The organism is Rhodococcus sp. YH1 (assembly GCF_009939605.1).
Lineage (GTDB): Bacteria > Actinomycetota > Actinomycetes > Mycobacteriales > Mycobacteriaceae > Rhodococcus > Rhodococcus aetherivorans.
Genome location: NZ_WVTE01000029.1, coordinates 1 through 16,917 on the forward strand (window position 1 = coordinate 1; position 16,917 = coordinate 16,917).

16 protein-coding genes and 1 pseudogene are annotated in these 16,917 nt (G+C 71.5%); 16 read left to right on the forward strand and 1 reads right to left on the reverse strand.

Annotation, left to right across the window (positions count from 1 at the left end):
• The 15 genes from pdxT to AIIKEEIJ_RS03340 all read left to right on the forward strand — a co-directional run.
• A partial coding sequence (gene pdxT / locus AIIKEEIJ_RS03270) for a pyridoxal 5'-phosphate synthase glutaminase subunit PdxT (protein ID WP_161994929.1) occupies positions 1-533 on the forward strand: 533 nt, incomplete at its 5' end.
• A 64-nt stretch (positions 534-597) separates the two neighbouring features.
• Positions 598-1,350, forward strand: a complete 753-nt coding sequence (locus tag AIIKEEIJ_RS03275) for a YebC/PmpR family DNA-binding transcriptional regulator (protein ID WP_006941030.1) — start codon at positions 598-600, stop codon at positions 1,348-1,350.
• Between the two features lie 101 nt (positions 1,351-1,451).
• On the forward strand, positions 1,452-2,030 hold the full coding sequence (gene ruvC, locus AIIKEEIJ_RS03280) for a crossover junction endodeoxyribonuclease RuvC (protein ID WP_161994930.1): 579 nt from the start codon (positions 1,452-1,454) through the stop codon (positions 2,028-2,030).
• Complete coding sequence (gene ruvA, locus AIIKEEIJ_RS03285) at positions 2,027-2,620, forward strand: Holliday junction branch migration protein RuvA (protein WP_006941026.1); 594 nt, start codon at positions 2,027-2,029, stop codon at positions 2,618-2,620. Before ruvC ends, ruvA begins: the two co-directional genes overlap by 4 nt.
• Positions 2,621-2,661: 41 nt before the next feature.
• A complete protein-coding gene (ruvB, locus tag AIIKEEIJ_RS03290) occupies positions 2,662-3,711 on the forward strand; it encodes a Holliday junction branch migration DNA helicase RuvB (protein WP_373867520.1) in 1,050 nt (349 codons plus the stop codon).
• Between the two features lie 117 nt (positions 3,712-3,828).
• Positions 3,829-4,170: a preprotein translocase subunit YajC gene (gene yajC / locus AIIKEEIJ_RS03295; protein ID WP_050035146.1), complete on the forward strand. Its 342-nt coding sequence runs from the start codon at positions 3,829-3,831 to the stop codon at positions 4,168-4,170.
• Between the two features lie 126 nt (positions 4,171-4,296).
• Entirely contained in the window at positions 4,297-6,030 is a 1,734-nt protein-coding gene (gene secD, locus AIIKEEIJ_RS03300) for a protein translocase subunit SecD (RefSeq protein ID WP_161994931.1), read from the forward strand.
• Positions 6,031-6,032: 2 nt separating this feature from the next.
• On the forward strand, positions 6,033-7,235 hold the full coding sequence (gene secF / locus AIIKEEIJ_RS03305) for a protein translocase subunit SecF (RefSeq protein ID WP_006941022.1): 1,203 nt from the start codon (positions 6,033-6,035) through the stop codon (positions 7,233-7,235).
• A gap of 1 nt (position 7,236) precedes the next feature.
• Positions 7,237-8,991 carry an ABC transporter substrate-binding protein gene (locus AIIKEEIJ_RS03310; RefSeq protein ID WP_006941021.1) on the forward strand — a complete coding sequence of 585 codons (1,755 nt, stop codon included), beginning with the start codon at positions 7,237-7,239 and terminating at the stop codon, positions 8,989-8,991.
• Positions 8,988-9,545 carry an adenine phosphoribosyltransferase gene (locus AIIKEEIJ_RS03315; protein ID WP_029543478.1) on the forward strand — a complete coding sequence of 186 codons (558 nt, stop codon included), beginning with the start codon at positions 8,988-8,990 and terminating at the stop codon, positions 9,543-9,545. Before AIIKEEIJ_RS03310 ends, AIIKEEIJ_RS03315 begins: the two co-directional genes overlap by 4 nt.
• Before the next feature lie 91 nt (positions 9,546-9,636).
• Positions 9,637-11,943, forward strand: coding sequence for a RelA/SpoT family protein (locus AIIKEEIJ_RS03320; RefSeq protein ID WP_006941018.1), 2,307 nt, complete (start codon positions 9,637-9,639; stop codon positions 11,941-11,943).
• 147 nt (positions 11,944-12,090) lie between these two features.
• Positions 12,091-12,246: a putative ATP-grasp target RiPP gene (locus AIIKEEIJ_RS03325; protein ID WP_006941017.1), complete on the forward strand. Its 156-nt coding sequence runs from the start codon at positions 12,091-12,093 to the stop codon at positions 12,244-12,246.
• Positions 12,247-12,341: 95 nt separating this feature from the next.
• Positions 12,342-13,367, forward strand: coding sequence for an MvdC/MvdD family ATP grasp protein (locus tag AIIKEEIJ_RS03330; RefSeq protein ID WP_231772869.1), 1,026 nt, complete (start codon positions 12,342-12,344; stop codon positions 13,365-13,367).
• Positions 13,364-14,443, forward strand: coding sequence for a TIGR04500 family putative peptide maturation system protein (locus tag AIIKEEIJ_RS03335; RefSeq protein WP_006941015.1), 1,080 nt, complete (start codon positions 13,364-13,366; stop codon positions 14,441-14,443). Before AIIKEEIJ_RS03330 ends, AIIKEEIJ_RS03335 begins: the two co-directional genes overlap by 4 nt.
• Positions 14,440-16,584, forward strand: a complete 2,145-nt coding sequence (locus AIIKEEIJ_RS03340) for an ATP-binding cassette domain-containing protein (protein WP_161994932.1) — start codon at positions 14,440-14,442, stop codon at positions 16,582-16,584. The genes AIIKEEIJ_RS03335 and AIIKEEIJ_RS03340 overlap by 4 nt, the downstream gene beginning before the upstream one ends.
• Before the next feature lie 28 nt (positions 16,585-16,612).
• On the opposite strand, the gene AIIKEEIJ_RS03345 is transcribed toward AIIKEEIJ_RS03340, so the two are convergent.
• Positions 16,613-16,819, reverse strand: coding sequence for a hypothetical protein (locus AIIKEEIJ_RS03345; RefSeq protein WP_238406187.1), 207 nt, complete (start codon positions 16,817-16,819; stop codon positions 16,613-16,615).
• On the opposite strand from AIIKEEIJ_RS03345, the pseudogene AIIKEEIJ_RS32835 reads away from it, so the two are divergent.
• A pseudogene (locus tag AIIKEEIJ_RS32835) lies at positions 16,791-16,917 on the forward strand (PIG-L family deacetylase); the annotation flags it as partial. The gene AIIKEEIJ_RS03345 and the pseudogene AIIKEEIJ_RS32835 overlap by 29 nt on opposite strands.

Consider the following 16,917-nt stretch of genomic DNA (forward strand, 5'->3'; position numbering starts at 1 on the left):
CGATCGGGGTGCGCCGGACCGCCGAACTCGACGCCGTCGACGGCCTGGTGATTCCCGGCGGGGAGTCCACCACGATGAGCCGGCTGCTGCAGGTGTTCGACCTGCTCGAGCCGCTGCGCGCCCGGTTGAAGGCCGGCCTGCCCGCCTACGGGTCCTGCGCGGGCATGATCCTGCTCGCCTCGCAGGTGCTCGACACCCGCCCCGACGCCGAGCACCTCGACGCCCTCGACATCACCGTCCGGCGCAACGCGTTCGGCCGGCAGGTCGACTCGTTCGAGGCCGACCTCGACGTCGCGGGCATCGAGGGGGATCCGGTGCGCGCGGTGTTCATCCGAGCGCCCTGGGTGGAGGAGGTCGGTCCCGGCGTGCAGATCCTGGCCACCGTCCCCGAGGGACCGGCCGCCGGACGGGTGGTCGCGGTGCGGCAGGGAGCGGTGCTGGCGACGTCGTTCCACCCCGAGGTCACCGGTGACCTGCGGGTGCATCGGCTCTTCGTCGACACCGTCCGTTCGGGGCAGGTCGGCGCGGAGTAGAATCGACCCTCCGAACCAGTCGGACCCGGTCCGACCTCACCTCGCCGGAAGGGGCTCCAATCGAATGAGCGGCCACTCCAAATGGGCCACCACCAAGCACAAGAAGGCGGCCATCGACGCCAAGCGCGGCAAGATGTTCGCGAAGCTGATCAAGAACATCGAGGTGGCGGCCCGGACCGGCGGTGGTGACCCGGCGGGCAACCCGACGCTGTACGACGCCATCCAGAAGGCGAAGAAGAACTCGGTCCCCAACGACAACATCGAGCGGGCCCGCAAGCGCGGCGGCGGCGAGGAAGCCGGCGGCGCGGACTGGCAGACCATCACCTACGAGGGCTACGGCCCCAGCGGTGTCGCCATCCTCATCGAGTGCCTCACCGACAATCGCAACCGAGCGGCGGGCGAGGTCCGCACCGCGATGACCCGCAACGGCGGCAACATGGCCGACCCCGGCTCGGTGTCCTACCTGTTCACCCGCAAGGGCGTCGTCGTGCTCGAGAAGAACGGCCGCACCGAGGACGAGATCCTCGAGGTCGTGCTCGAGGCCGGCGCCGAGGAGATCAACGACCTCGGCGACAGCTTCGAGATCGTTTCCGAGGCCGGCGATCTCATCGCTGTGCGCACCGCGCTCGTCGAGGCCGGCATCGACTACGAATCGGCCGACCCGGACTTCCGGGCCTCGGTCGAGGTCCCCGTCGACGCGGACAGCGCCCGCAAGGTGTTCAAGCTCGTCGACGCCCTCGAGGATTCCGATGACGTGCAGAACGTCTACACCAACGTCGACGTCTCCGACGAGGTCCTCGCCGAACTCGACGCCTGAGACGGACGGCTCCCGGCCGGGGCTGCGTGTCGATACCGCGACGCGCCGCCCCGGCCGCTATGCTCTCGAACAGTTGTTCGTAGCGGTCGAGAGGTGAACGGGTGCGCGTGATGGGTGTGGACCCGGGACTGACGCGATGCGGCTTCGGCATCGTGGACACCGGCCGCGGACGCGAGGTCGCCGCCGTGGCGGTGGACGTGATCCGCACACCCCCCGACCTGGAACTGCCGTCGCGGCTGCTGCGCATCTCCGCGGCCGCCGAGGACTGGCTCGACCGATTCCGGCCCGATGTCGTCGCCGTCGAGCGGGTGTTCTCCCAGCACAACGTCCGCACCGCGATGGGCACCGCCCAGGCCGGGGGAGTGGTGGCGCTCTCCGCTGCCCGACGCGGCATCCCGGTGGCGTTCCACACCCCCAGCCAGGTGAAGTCCGCCGTGACCGGGAACGGCTCGGCCGACAAGAAGCAGGTCACGGCCATGGTCACCAAGATCCTGGGCCTCGTCACCGCGCCGAAGCCCGCGGACGCCGCGGACGCCCTCGCCCTCGCGATCTGCCACTGCTGGCGTGCGCCCATGCTCGCACGCATGGCCGCCGCCGAGGCCGCCGCGGCCGAACAGAAACGACGATACGAAGCGCGGCTGCGGGAACAGGCCGCCGCGCGGAAGGCAGGTGCACGGTGATCGCCTCGGTGCGCGGGGAAGTGCTCGAGATCGCACTCGACCACGTCGTCATCGAATCCGCGGGGGTCGGTTACCGGATCCACGCCACGCCCGCCACCCTGGCCACGCTCCGCCGCGGCGAGGACACCCGCCTGGTGACGGCGATGATCGTGCGCGAGGATTCGATGACGCTGTACGGGTTCCCCGACCCCGACGCCCGGGACCTGTTCGGGTTGCTGCAGACGGTGTCCGGTGTCGGACCCCGCCTCGCCATGGCCACCCTGGCCGTGCTGGATCCGGATTCGTTGCGTGCGGCCCTCGCCGACGGCAACACCGCCGCCCTGACCCGGGTCCCGGGCATCGGCAAGCGTGGCGCCGAACGCATGGTCGTCGAACTGCGGGACAAGGTCGCCGCGTTCGCCGGAACCTCCGCCCCGGCCGCGGTGGTCGGCTCGCCCATGCGCGACCAGGTGGTCGAGGCTCTCGTCGGACTCGGCTTCCCCGTCAAACAGGCGGAGCAGTCCACCGACACGGTCCTCGCGGGTGACCCGCACTCCGACACCTCCACCGCGCTGCGTTCGGCGCTGGCCTTGCTGGGCAAGAGCCGATGATCGAGGACTTCCCCCCTGCGGGTGCCCCCGACGAGGCGCCGATGACCGCCGAGTACACCCCCGCCGACGGCGACGTCGAGGCGAGCCTGCGGCCGAAGAACCTCGACGACTTCATCGGCCAGCCTCGGGTGCGGGAACAGCTGCAGCTGGTGCTGCGCGGGGCGAAGCTGCGCGGCGGCACCCCGGATCACATCCTGCTGTCGGGCCCGCCGGGCCTGGGCAAGACGTCGATGGCCATGATCATCGCCGCCGAACTCGGGTCGTCGCTGCGGCTGACGTCGGGCCCCGCGCTCGAGCGGGCCGGCGACCTGGCCGCGATGCTGTCCAACCTCGTCGAAGGCGACGTGCTGTTCATCGACGAGATCCACCGCATCGCGCGTCCCGCCGAGGAGATGCTGTACCTGGCGATGGAGGACTTCCGGGTCGACGTCGTCGTCGGCAAGGGCCCGGGCGCGACGTCGATTCCGCTCGAGGTCGCCCCGTTCACCCTCGTCGGCGCGACCACCCGTTCCGGCGCGCTGACCGGACCCTTGCGCGACCGGTTCGGTTTCACCGCGCACATGGACTTCTACGACCCGGCGGAACTGCAGCAGATCCTGCTGCGCTCGGCCCGGATCCTCGGCATCGACCTGGGCGAGGAGGCGAGCACCGAGATCGCCGGCCGTTCCCGCGGCACCCCGCGCATCGCCAACCGGCTGCTGCGCCGGGTCCGCGACTACGCCGAGGTCCGCGCCGACGGCATCATCACCCGCGAGATCGCGCAGGCCGCCCTGGCGGTCTACGACGTCGACGCGCTCGGCCTGGACCGGCTCGACCGTGCCGTGCTCGGCGCGCTGGTCCGCAGCTTCGGGGGCGGGCCGGTGGGCGTGTCCACGCTCGCGGTGGCCGTCGGTGAGGAACCCGGCACCGTCGAGGAGGTCTGCGAACCGTTCCTGGTACGGGCGGGGATGATCGCGCGCACTCCGCGCGGGCGGGTCGCGACCCAGGCCGCGTGGCTGCAGCTCGGGCTGACACCGCCGCCGGAGGCTGCTACCGGCGGCATCGAGGTGCGGGCCCGCGAACCGCAACCCGGCCTGTTCGACGACGAATGACCGGTCGGCCACCGGCGCCGGTACAGGAGCCGCGCCGGTAATGGCACACTGGTCTACTGCGCCGGTCCACGACCGCCGGCGCCCGATACCGGACGACCTCGAGGACTGACTTCAACGATGGAACTGCTCTTCCCGCTGCTGATCCTTGCCCTGCTGGTGCCGACGTTCCTCGGCATCCGGCGCCAGAAGAAGGAGATGCAGAAGACCGCGGAACTGCAGGACGCGCTGCGGGTCGGTGACCGGGTGATGACCACGGCGGGGCTGCACGCCACCATCGTCGCGCTCACCGACACCACCGTCGATCTCGAGATCGCTCCCGGCGTGGTGACCACCTGGGCCCGGGTCGTGGTCCGCGAGCGGGTCACCGAGCTCGGCTCGGCGACGGACGAGACCGGTGGCCTCTCGCTGGACAAGGGCGACGACACCGAGCCGCCCGCCGGCCGGCCGACCGAGCACTGAACGGTCGGACACCGACCGGTCGACACCCCGGCCGATGTGCGGGCCGCGCCGGGGGCCGCGCCCCGACGGGTGCGGTGGCCCCGTGACCAGCGCATCACTCACTCGCATCGAGGAGACTGACAGACCGTGGCACCTTCCAACGGATCGGTGCATCCAGTTCGCTCCCTCGCCCTGTTCGGGGCGATCCTGGTGGCGCTGTATGCCCTGATCTTCTTCACCGGGGACAAGTCGGCGACGCCGAAACTCGGCATCGACCTGCAGGGCGGCACCCGGGTGACCCTCACCGCCCGCACCCCGGACGGCAGCGCGCCCAGCCAGGACAGTCTCCGGCAGGCCCAGCAGATCATCGAGACCCGCGTGAACGGCCTCGGCGTGTCCGGCTCCGAGGTGGTGATCGACGGTGACAACCTGGTGATCACGGTTCCCGGCGACGACAGCTCGCAGGCCCGCACCCTCGGCCAGACCGCACGGCTGTACATCCGGCCCGTGATCGGTCAGCCCATCGCCAGCGCTAACGCCGCGCAGCCGGCGCCCGCGCCCACGGACCCGCAGGCTCCCGCCCCCGCGACGCCGGCGCCCGACGCCGCCACGCCCGCTCCCGAACCGCAGGGCCGGCCCTTCCCGGCGCAGGATCCCACCGACGCCCCGGCGCCCGCCACCGACGCCCCGGCGCCCGCCACCGACGCCCCGGCGCCCGCCACCGACACCCCGGCGCCCGCTCCCGCTCCCACGGAGGACCTCGACCCGCAGGCCCGGGCCGCCGCGGACATCGCCGCCGCCAAGGAGACCCGGCAGAGCGAGGACCCGGCCGTCCTGCAGCAGGCCATGGCCACCCTGGACTGCTCGGCCGCCGACCCGCTCGCCGGCAACGACGATCCGGCAAAGCCGCTCGTCGCGTGCTCCACCGACGGCACCGCCGTCTATCTGCTCGGCCCGAGCATCATCGACGGCCAGCAGATCACCGACGCCTCCTCCGGCTACAACACCCAGCAGTCCCGCTACGAGGTCAGCCTCACGTTCGACTCCGAGGGCAGCAGCACCTGGGCGCAGTTCACCGCCGCCAGCATCGGCCAGCAGGCCGCGTTCGTCCTCGACTCCAAGGTGGTCAGCGCGCCCGTGATCCAGGGCGCCACCCCCGCCGGCAGCGCGACCTCGATCACCGGCAACTTCACCAACACCCAGGCCACCGAGCTCGCCAACACCCTCAAGTACGGCTCGCTGCCCCTGTCGTTCGCCGCGTCGGAGGCCGAGACGGTGTCCGCGACCCTCGGCCTGGCATCGCTCGAGGCCGGGCTGATCGCCGGCGTCGTCGGCCTGGTCCTCGTGCTGCTCTACAGTCTCGTCTACTACCGCATGCTCGGCGTGCTCGTCGCGCTGTCGCTGGTGATGTCCGGGCTCGCCGTGTACGCGGTGATGGTGCTGCTCGGCCGGTACATCAACTTCACCCTCGACCTCGCCGGCATCGCCGGCCTGATCATCGGCATCGGCATGACCGCCGACTCGTTCGTGGTGTTCTTCGAACGCATCAAGGACGAGATCCGTGAGGGTCGGAGCTTCCGCTCCGCCGTGCCCCGCGGCTGGGCCCGGGCCCGCCGGACCATCCTGTCCGGCAACGCCGTGAGCTTCATCGCCGCCGCGGTGCTCTATGTCCTCGCGGTCGGTCAGGTCCGCGGCTTCGCCTTCACCCTCGGCCTGACCACCATCCTCGACGTCGTGGTGGTGTTCCTGGTGACGTGGCCGCTGGTGCACCTGGCGTCGACGTCGAAGTTCTGGTCCAAGCCGAGCGTGAACGGTCTCGGCGCCATTCAGCAGGTCGCCCGTGAACGCCAGCTCGCGGCTGCCTCGGCGAAGGAGGCGTGACGATGACCGACACCACCACGACCGCACCCCGGCACAGCGTCCTCTCCCGCCTCTACACCGGCACCGGCGCGTTCGAGATCGTCGGCCGCCGCAAGTTCTACTACCTGCTCACCGGCGGCATCGTGCTGGTGGCGCTGCTGAGCATGCTGATCCGCGGCTTCACGTGGGGCATCGACTTCGAGGGCGGCACCCGCATCCAGCTCCCGGCCGCCGAGGGCGTCACCACCGAGCAGGTGGAGACGGTGTACTCCGACACCCTCGGCACCGAGCCCGTATCGGTGCAGACCGTCGGGTCCGGCGCGGGCGCCTCGATTCAGATCCGTTCGGAGGCCCTCGACCTCGAGCAGGTCCGGACCCTGCAGAACGCGCTGTACGACGAGTTCCAGCCGACCGGGCCCGACGGCGTGCCGTCGCGCGACGCGATCAGCGTCGCCGACGTCAGCGAGACGTGGGGCGGACAGATCACCCAGAAGGCCCTCATCGCGCTCGCGGTGTTCCTGGTGCTCGTCAGCATCTACATCGCGGTGCGCTACGAGCGGGACATGGCGCTCGCGGCGCTGGCCGCCCTGTTCTTCGACATGATCGTCACCGCGGGGGTGTATTCGCTCGTCGGATTCGAGGTCACCCCGGCCACCGTCATCGGCCTGCTCACCATCCTCGGCTTCTCGCTGTACGACTCCGTGGTGGTGTTCGACAAGGTCGAGGAGAACACGCGCGGCATCCTGCACCTGCATCGTCGGACCTACGCCGAGCAGGCCAACCTCGCCGTCAACCAGACCCTCATGCGGTCGATCAACACCACGGTCATCTCGGTGCTGCCGGTGCTCGCGCTGATGGTCATCGCGGTGTGGCTGCTCGGCGTCGGCACCCTCAAGGACCTCGCCCTCGTCCAGCTCGTCGGCATCGTGGTCGGCGCCTATTCGTCGATCTTCTTCGCGACTCCGCTGCTGGTGACCCTCAAGGAATGGCGCGGGCCGGTGGCCGCACACACCCGCAAGGTGCTCGCCAAGCGCGGCGCCGCCGAATCGCGGACCGTGCCCCCCGCCGGGGAGGCCGTCGGCGCGCACGCCGGCGCGACACCCGTGTCCGTGACCAAGCGCATCGGGGCGACCACGACGGCGGGCGCCGGCGCCGCGCCGGTGGCCGAGCGCACCCCCAGACCGGGCGTCCGGCCCACCGGAAAGCGCGCCAAGAGAAGGCACTGACATGTCGGCACCCGAGCACACACGTCGAGCCCGGCGCCGCCGGTCCGTCCGCGCGGCGATCGCGGGCGCGGCCGCCGCGGCGGCGCTCGCCGCGACCACCGTCGCCTGTGGCACGACGGAGGAGTCCCTGCCCTCCATCGGGTATGCCGTCGACAACACGGTGACCACCTACAACGCCAACACCGTGGACGGCGCCGCCTCGGGAGCCCGGCAGGCCCTGGCCCGCGTGCTGCCCGGCTTCGGCTACGTCGATCCGGCCGGTCAGGTGATCTCCGACACCGACATCGGGGCGGCCACCGTCGTCTCGCAGGACCCGCTGACCGTCCAGTACCGGCTGTCCCCGGACTCCGTGTACTCGGACGGGGTGCCGATGTCGTGCGACGACCTGGTGCTCGCCTGGGCCGCCGCCAGCGGCCGATTCACCGCGCCCGACGCCTCGGGTGCTCCGGCGAACCTGTTCTCCGCCGCCCGGCGCTCCGGCTACGTCGACATCGAACGGATCGACTGTCAGACCGGGTCCAAGGACGCCACCGTCGTCTTCCGCGCCGGCCGAGCCTACGCCGACTGGCGAGCCCTGTTCGGCGCCACCGAGCTGATGCCCGCGCACGTCGCTGCCCGGGTCTCGGGGGTGCCCGACGTGGTCGCCGCCATCGGCGGTGGCGACGTCGAGGCGCTGCGCCGGCTCGCCGACTTCTGGAACACCGGGTGGAACCTGACCCCCGGCCGGCTGGACCTGTCGCTGCTGCCGGCATCCGGCCCCTACCGGATCGAGTCGTTCACCGCCGAGGACGGGCTCGTCCTCGTCGCGAACGAACGCTGGTGGGGCAACAAGCCCGGCACCGACCGGATCGTGGTGTGGCCGCGCGGCACCGACGCCTCCGCGGCGGCCGCCGACGGCCGCGTCCACGTCGCCGACACCGGCACCGGGGCACTCGACCTGTCCCTCGGGGACGACGTGGAGACGACGGCCGCGGCGTCGCGCAACGTCGAGCAGCTCGTGCTGGGCACCGGCGGGGGCAGCCTCGGCGCCGCCGCCGCGCGCCGGGCGTTCGCGCTGTGCGTGCCCCGCTCGCAGTTGTTCGACGAGTTCGGCCGGGTCGGGGACGTGCCCGCCACCGGACTCGGTTCCGGGACGACGTCGTCGCGGCTGCTGCCCGCCGACTCGCCGCTGTACCCGGGCGTGTCCGGGCCCGCAGCCCGCTACGACCGGGCGGACACGACCGCGGCGCAGGCCGAGCTCGCCGCTGCGGGGACGGACCGCATCACCGTGCGGATCGGGTACCTCGGCCCGGACCCGCGCCGCGCCCGTACCGTCGAGCTGATCGCCCAGTCCTGTCGCGAGGCGGGCATCGAGGTGGTCGACGCCGCCTCGGACACGTTCACGCCGTCGCAGCTCACGGCGGGACAGGTCGATGCCGTCCTGGCCGGGACCGCCGTCGCGGCAGGGGCGGGAGGCACGGCCGACATGCAGGACGCGCGCGGCGCCCTCAACTCCGCGGCCGGCAGCAACGTCGGGCGCTTCGCCGACGCCCGCGTCGACCAGATCCTCGACGCCCTCGCCGTCACCACCGACGACGCCACCATCTCCGGTCTGGTGGGTGAGGCCGAGACGATCCTGTGGACCGCGATGCCGACCCTGCCGCTGTACGCGCAGCCCCGGGAGACGACCTTCGCCGGCGGCCTGCGTGCCGCCGTCGCCAACCCCAGCGCTGCCGGTGCGGGCTGGAACATGGACAGGTGGATCCTCAACAGATGAACAGCAATCCCGCCGGAGCGCACGCTCTGATCGAACGTGCCGCCACGGCGGTCACCGCCCGTACCCGCTGGGTCGACGACTTCCCGGCGCCCGGCGTCCGCTTCGCCGACCTGACCCCGGTCTTCGCCGACGGCGAGGCCTTCGGGGCGGTCATCGCCGCGCTGGCCGCCACCGCGCCGGACGCGGAACTGGTGGCCGGCGTCGACGCCCGCGGCTTCCTGCTCGGCGGCGGCATCGCCCACGCTCTGGGTGTCGGCGTCCTCGCGGTGCGCAAGGCCGGCAAGCTGCCTCCGCCGGTGGACACCCGCGAGTACTCCCTCGAGTACGGCACCGCGGCGATCGAGATCCCGCAGGATTCGGTTCGGTTGCGCGGGCGGCGGGTACTCGTCGTCGACGACGTGCTCGCCACCGGCGGCACCCTCTCGGCGACGGCGGAGCTTCTCGACGCGGCCGGTGCCCTGGTCGCCGCGGTGGCGGTGGTGACCGAGATCGAGGCCCTCGGTGGGCGGGCGCGGCTGGAAAAGTACCCGGTGACGTCATTGGTTCGGCTCTGAGAGCTAGAGTTGGCGCAGGTGCCGGTGGTTCCGGACGACGAGGAATGTGCGGCGGTGCGTCCGGTGTGCATCGGCGACGGGAGGTGTGGGCATGACCCAGAATCTTGATCGGTCCCAGAATTCCGGTCCGACCCCGACCTCGGCGTCCACGTCGGCCTCCCGCCGGGTGCGGGCGCGGCTGGCGCGCCGCATCACCGGGCAGCGCGGCACCACTCTCAAGCCGGTGCTCGAGCCGCTGGTCACGATCCACCGCGAGCTGTACCCGAAGGCCGACCTGTCGGAGCTGCAGCGCGCCTACGACGTGGCGGAGGAGCGGCACGCGTCGCAGAAGCGCAAGTCCGGCGACCCGTACATCACCCATCCCCTCGCGGTCGCGACGATCCTCGCCGAGCTCGGCATGGACACCACGACGCTGATCGCGGCGCTGCTGCACGACACCGTCGAGGACACCGGTTACAGTCTCGAGCAGCTCACCGCCGAGTTCGGCGAGGAGGTCGCCCACCTCGTCGACGGCGTCACCAAGCTGGACAAGGTGGTGCTCGGCACCGCCGCCGAGGGCGAGACCATCCGCAAGATGATCATCGCGATGGCGCGCGACCCCCGGGTCCTGGTGATCAAGGTCGCCGATCGGCTGCACAACATGCGCACCATGCGCTTCCTGCCGCCGGAGAAGCAGGCCCGCAAGGCGCGCGAGACCCTCGAGGTGATCGCGCCGCTCGCGCACCGTCTCGGCATGGCGACGGTCAAGTGGGAGCTCGAGGACCTGTCCTTCGCGATCCTGCACCCGAAGAAGTACGAGGAGATCGTGCGGCTCGTCGCCACCCGGGCGCCGTCGCGCGACACCTACCTGGCCAAGGTCCGCGCCGAGATCAACGCGACGCTCGCAGCGTCGCGGATCGATGCCACCGTCGAGGGCCGGCCGAAGCACTACTGGTCGATCTACCAGAAGATGATCGTCAAGGGTCGCGACTTCGACGACATCCACGACCTGGTCGGCGTGCGGATCCTGTGCAACGAGATCCGCGACTGCTACGCCGCCGTGGGCGTCGTGCACTCGCTGTGGCAGCCGATGGCGGGCCGGTTCAAGGACTACATCGCCCAGCCGCGGTTCGGCGTGTACCAGTCGCTGCACACCACCGTGATCGGCCCCGAGGGCAAGCCGCTCGAGGTGCAGATCCGCACCCGCGAGATGCACCGCACCGCCGAGTTCGGCATCGCCGCGCACTGGCGGTACAAGGAGACCAAGGGCAAACACTCGGGCGACGTCGCCGAGCTCGACGACATGGCGTGGATGCGGCAGTTGCTCGACTGGCAACGCGAGGCCGCCGACCCCGGCGAGTTCCTCGAGTCGCTGCGTTACGACCTCGCCGTGAAGGAGATCTTCGTCTTCACCCCCAAGGGCGACGTGATCACGCTGCCGTCCGGGTCGACGCCGGTGGACTTCGCGTACGCCGTGCACACCGAGGTGGGGCACCGCTGCATCGGCGCGCGGGTCAACGGCCGGCTCGTCGCGCTCGAACGCAAGCTCGAGAACGGCGAGGTCGTCGAGGTCTTCACGTCCAAGGACCCCAATGCCGGGCCGAGCCGCGACTGGCAGTCGTTCGTGGTCTCGCCGCGCGCGAAGGCCAAGATCCGGCAGTGGTTCGCGAAGGAACGCCGCGAGGAGGCGCTCGAGGCCGGCAAGGACGCCATCGGCAAGGAGGTCAAGCGGGTCGGGCTGCCGCTGCAGCGCCTGATGAACGCGGACCTGATGCAGGCCGTGGCCAAGGAACTGCGGTACGCCGACGTGTCGGCGCTCTACACCGCGGTCGGTGAGCACCATGTCTCGGCGCACCACGTCGTGCAGCGCCTCGTCGCGCTGCTCGGCGGGGTCGGTGGCGTCGAGGAGGAGCTCGCGGAGCGGTCCACCCCGTCGTCCATTCCGACCCGGTCCCGGCAGAGCGGTGACTCCGGCATCCTCGTGCCCGGCGCGCCGGGCACGGTGTCGAAGCTGGCCAAGTGCTGTACGCCGGTGCCCGGCGACGAGATCATGGGCTTCGTGACCCGCACCGGCTCGGTGAGCGTGCACCGCACCGACTGCACCAACGCCGGATCCCTGCAGCAGCAGTCCGAGCGGATCATCGAGGTCAAGTGGGCGCCGTCCCCGTCGTCGGTGTTCCTCGTGGCCATCCAGATCGAGGCGCTCGACCGGCACCGGCTGCTCTCGGACGTCACCAAGGCACTCGCCGACGAGAAGGTGAACATCCTCTCGGCGTCGGTGACCACGACCGGCGACCGGGTCGCGGTGAGCCGCTTCACGTTCGAGATGGGCGATCCCAAGCACCTCGGGCACGTGCTCAACGTCGTCCGCAACGTCGAGGGCGTCTACGACGTGTACCGGGTGACCTCCGCGGCATAGAAGGTCCGCGGCGTAGCAGGATCGGCGACCCCACCTCGCCCATCCGCACGTCGCGGTCCGTCAGCCGACGCTAAGCGCATGCTAAGCGCGCTGCGCGATCGTTCTCCTCGCCGGACGGTCCGGCACATCCTGACAGAGGAGAACGCATTGCGTAACACCGTCATCACCGCCATTTCCGCCGAGGGTGCGGAACTCGACGAGGCGCGCCTCGCGACCGTGTCCGGCGGTCGCGCGTGCGAGGATCGGTCGAGCAAGACGATCGACATGTCGACCGGCGCGGTCGGTACCGATCAGGACTTCTGACGGACCGAGGACGCCGGGTGGGGAGGCGGCTCGCCTCGCCCACCCGGCGCTCGTCCGTCGACCGATCCGATCCGATCCGCCCCGAGGAACAGCTCATGAGCGCGCATCCCGCCCGCATCCTGGTGCTCACCCAGCCGGGTGACCCGCACGCAGACCACGTCGTCGACCTGTTGCGCCGGCGCGACGCCCGGGTCGTCGTGTTCGACCCCGCCGATTTTCCTGTCCACGCGTCGATCTCCGTCGGCTACACCGCCGGCGGTGCGGTCCGCCGCACCCTCGACCACCGCGGTGGGCGGATCGACCTGTCCGCCGTCGACACGGTCTGGTTCCGCCGCCCACGCAACCCGCGGGCGCACCCGGAGGTCACCGCCCCGGCGGTCCGCGAGTACGTCGAAAGGGAATGCGAGGCAATGACCTCCGCGCTCTGGGACGATCTGGACTGTCTCGCGGTGCCGGGAACGCGGGCCGCGATCCGGCAGGCGGCCCGCAAGACCGCCCAGCTCACCCTGGCCGGCCGTCTCGGGTTCGAGCTTCCGCCCACGATCGTGACCACCTCCCCGGACGAGTTCCTCGATTTCTGGGACCGGCACGAGGGGCAGGTGATCAGCAAACCGCTCGACCGGCCGTTCCTGATCGACGGTGACGACGGCTACTTCCGCATGTGCGAGCCTGTCACGACGACGGACCTGGGGTACGCGGAGGCGATGCGCCTGTGCCCGATGATCGTGCAGGGCTATGTGCCCAAACAGATCGAGGTGCGGGTGACGGTGGTCGGGCAGCGGGTCCTCGGCGCCGCCATCCACAGCCAGGACAGCAACCACACGCGGCTCGACTGGCGCAGCTACGACCCTTCCACGACCCGCTACAGTCGGCACGAGTTGCCGGCCGCGCTCGCCGCGTTGTGCCGCAGTCTGGTGGCTGAGCTCGAATTGCAGTACGGGACAATCGATCTCATACTCACTCCGGACGGCCGCTACGTGTTCCTCGAGATCAACCCGTCGGGACAGTGGTTGTGGATCGAGGACGCGACGGGTCTGCCCATCTCCGACGCACTGTGCGAGCTGCTGCTCGACGGTGCCCACCGCTCCCGGCGCCCCGCCGTCCAGGAGGTGCCCGCATGATCGCCCCGGCCGGCGCGGCGCTCGACGACGCTGCTCTCGGGCAGGCGCTGACTCTGCTCGCGCGCCTCAACACCGACCCGGTAGCGGCCGGGTCCGCGGAGGAACTGCTGGCGGCCCTGCGGGCGGAGCACCCCGGACTGCGCCTTCGCCTGCTCCGGCACCGGGAAGCCTACGGGGACACCGTGCAGTTCGGCCTGCTCGTCTCCGGGCCCCGCGGTGGCACCGTCACGCTGTCCTGGGCGCCGCCGTCGGAGGTGCCGTGGATGTTGCGCGGCGCGCAACGCAGCGCCGAATCGATGCTGCTACGCGTCAACGGCGAGGCGCTCGACATCCAGCACGCGATGGCGTATCTGGACGTGATGTGGGAGCAGACGGCCCTGCTCGACCGACTCGTCGACGTGTGTCTCGTCCAGCAGGAACTCGCCGAGAGCCCGGTGACGCTGACCGACGGTGAGCTGCAGGACGCCATGGACGCCTTCCGTCGCGCGCGCGGCCTGCTGACCCCGGCGGCGACCGCTGCATGGATGGCACGGCGGCACCTCGACCACGCGGCGCTCGAGGAGATGGTGGCACGCGAGGCCGCCGTTGCCGCGCTGCGCACGCGGGTGACGGTCGACCGCGTCGACTCGTGGTGCGCGGCGCACCGATCGACGTACGACCGGCTCCGGATCGCCCGCGTGCGCTTCGCCGACCGCGCCGCCGCCGAGCGGTTCGTCGCCGCGTTCGCCGAGCGGCGACGCACCTGCGACACAACGGCCGACGCGTTCGGCGCGGCGCTGACGGCTGTCGCCCCGTCCCGTCCGCTGGGGGCCGAGCTGATGGAGCGGACCGTGGCCGACCTCGACCTCGGCCTCGGCTCCGGCCTGGCCGATGCGGTCGCGCCCGGTACGCTGCTGCCGCCGCGGGCGGTCGGAACGGAATGGGAAGTGGTACAGGTGCTCTCGCGCGCCGCCGCGTCCGATTCGGACCTGCTGGAGCAGGCCTCGAGGCGGTTGTTCGACGAGTGGCTCGCCGACCGGCGCCGCACCGCCCGGATCGAATGGTTCTGGGGCGAGGCGGAGAAGACGCCGCGGTGACGCGCCGCATCCGGCCGCTCGCTCAGACCGGGATGTCCGATTGCGGCGCGGCGTGCCTGGCGATGATCTTCGCCTACTTCGGCGTCCCACGCGGCGTCGCGGACCTCGTCGACGAGCTGGGGGTTTCCCGCGACGGACTCACCGCCCTGGCGCTCGTGCGATGTGCCCGCGGCCACGGGCTCGACGTCCGCGCCTTCGGCCGCTCCGCCGACGCCGTCGCCGGGGGCGGTGCACAGCTGCCCGCCGTCGTGCACTGGGACGGCAACCATTTCGTGGTGGTCGAACGGTGCACGGAGCGGCACGTGCACATCGTCGATCCGGCGCGGGGGCGCCAGCGCCTGACCCGGGCACAGTTCCGCGACGGGTACTCGGGCGTGAGCATCGAGTTCGGCCCCGGCGACCCGTCGGTCTATCCGCCGCCGGCCCTGCCCGCCTCCCGGCGACGAACGATGCCGGCCCGGTTCCTGCACGGCCACCGCGCACTGCTCGCGTCGGTCGTGGTGGCCTCGATCGTGTTGCAGGCGATCGGGATGACGCTTCCGGTGGTCTCGGCGATTCTGGTGGACCGGGTCCTGCCGAGCGCCGACCGCCCGCTGCTGTACGCCGTGGTCGGTGCGACGGTCGTCGCGTGCCTTGCGCACGGTGCGGTCGGGGTGGTGCGCAGCCGGATGCTGGAGGCGGTGCGCCGGCGCGCCGACGGTGAGCTCACCGGCGCCGCCGTCGCGCACCTGCTGGCATTGCCGTATGCATACTTCGCTCGCCGGGGAACCAGTGACGTGGTGCAGCGGGTGTCGAGCGTCGGGGCGATTCGGGAGCTGCTCACCGGACCCGTCGTGGCGGCGGTGCTCGACGGGCCGTTGGCGCTGACGTACCTCGCTCTGCTGCTGTGGTGGGCGCCGATGCTCGGCGTCACGCTGATGGTGCTCGCGACGGTGCAGATCGTCCTGATCGTGGGCACCGGCCGCCGGGTCGGTCAGCTCGGTCAGGAGGAGTTGCGCGCGCACGCCCTCGCCGAGGGACGCCTGCTCGAGACCGTGAACGGCATCGAGACGGTGAAGGCCTCCGGTTCCGAGGCGGCTGCGGCCGCGCAGTGGCACGCTCTGTTCACCACCGCCCTGGACGCGGCGTCGCGCAGCGGCCGCCTCGAGGGCGTGGTCGAATCGCTGGTGGCCGGTCTCAGGGTCGCGGCGCCCGCGGTCCTGATGATCGTCGGCGTCGTCGGCGTGCTGGACGGACGGCAGACGCTCGGCGCCATGATCGCCGCGAACGGGATCGCGCTCGCCGCGCTCGCCCCGCTCGGCTCGGTGGTGTCGGTGCTGCAGCGGCTGCAGTTCGCGGCGGCCCACCTGGCCCGGCTGCGGGACATCGTCGACAGCGACGTCGAACAGCACGGCCGGAGCGTGCGGCCCGCCCCGGCACTCAGCGGCGCGATCTCGCTGCGCGGTGTCGGATTCCGGTACGACCCGCGCTCGCCGTGGGTGGTGCGCGACATCGACTGCGACATCCCCGCCGGGTCGACGGTGGCGCTGGTGGGACCGTCCGGCTCCGGCAAGAGCACCCTCGCCCGCCTGCTGCTCGGACTCTACGAGCCGACGGAGGGACGGGTGCTGTTCGACGGACACGACGCCGCGGACCTGGAATCCCGTTCGCTGCGCGCGCAGTTCGGGGTGGTGACGCAGAACAGCGCCCTGTTCACCGGGACCGTCGCGCAGAACATCGCCGCGGGTCGGGCGGCGGCCTCCCTCCCCCGCATCGTCGAGGCCGCGAAACTGGCGCACATCCACGACGCGATCGTCGCCATGCCGATGGGGTACGAGACGATGCTGCGGGACGGGTCGGGCCTGTCCGGTGGGCAGTGCCAACGGATCGCGCTTGCGCGGGCGGTGCTCGGCGCGCCCCGGGTGCTGTTGCTCGACGAGGCGACCAGCGCCCTCGACGCCGCGACCGAAGCGTCGGTCGTGGCGTCGCTGGGAGGGCTGCGCCAGACCCGGATCGTCATCGCGCACCGGCTCAGCACCGTCCGCACCGCAGATGTGATTATCGTGCTCGACGACGGCAGGATCGTCGAAAGGGGCGGCCATCACGAACTGCTGAGCCGGGACGGGCGGTACGCGGAACTCGTCGCCCTGCAGACGCGGTAGGTGGCCGGCCGCACTCACCCGGCCGCACTCACCCGACCGCGACGATCCGCATCGGGATCAGGGGGCGCCCACCGCCCAGGGGACTCGATCCGTCGTCGCCCGCCGCGGCGACCTCCTCGAGCGCCCGCAGGCCGGGTTCTCCGACGGTGCCGAACACCGAATACTGCGGCTGCAGCAGGGAATCGCCGAACACGAGCAGGAACTGACATCGAATACTGGCCGAACTGGTGCCCACCGTCTTCCGTGACCACCTGGTCCTGGGGTACGAGATCCTCAAATGGGAAACGGATACGCCACGACCGACGATCTACCATCCGCTGACCCGCAGGATCG

Bases quoted from the DNA above. Each gene is read 5' to 3' on its own strand.
- ruvB (WP_373867520.1), top strand. From the start codon at position 2,662: ATGACCGCCGAGTACACCCCCGCCGACGGCGACGTCGAGGCGAGCCTG.
- AIIKEEIJ_RS03310 (WP_006941021.1), top strand. From the start codon at position 7,237: ATGTCGGCACCCGAGCACACACGTCGAGCCCGGCGCCGCCGGTCCGTC.
- yajC (WP_050035146.1), top strand. From the start codon at position 3,829: ATGGAACTGCTCTTCCCGCTGCTGATCCTTGCCCTGCTGGTGCCGACG.
- AIIKEEIJ_RS03320 (WP_006941018.1), top strand. From the start codon at position 9,637: ATGACCCAGAATCTTGATCGGTCCCAGAATTCCGGTCCGACCCCGACC.
- AIIKEEIJ_RS03330 (WP_231772869.1), top strand. From the start codon at position 12,342: ATGAGCGCGCATCCCGCCCGCATCCTGGTGCTCACCCAGCCGGGTGAC.
- AIIKEEIJ_RS03275 (WP_006941030.1), top strand. From the start codon at position 598: ATGAGCGGCCACTCCAAATGGGCCACCACCAAGCACAAGAAGGCGGCC.
- AIIKEEIJ_RS03315 (WP_029543478.1), top strand. From the start codon at position 8,988: ATGAACAGCAATCCCGCCGGAGCGCACGCTCTGATCGAACGTGCCGCC.
- secF (WP_006941022.1), top strand. From the start codon at position 6,033: ATGACCGACACCACCACGACCGCACCCCGGCACAGCGTCCTCTCCCGC.
- AIIKEEIJ_RS03335 (WP_006941015.1), top strand. From the start codon at position 13,364: ATGATCGCCCCGGCCGGCGCGGCGCTCGACGACGCTGCTCTCGGGCAG.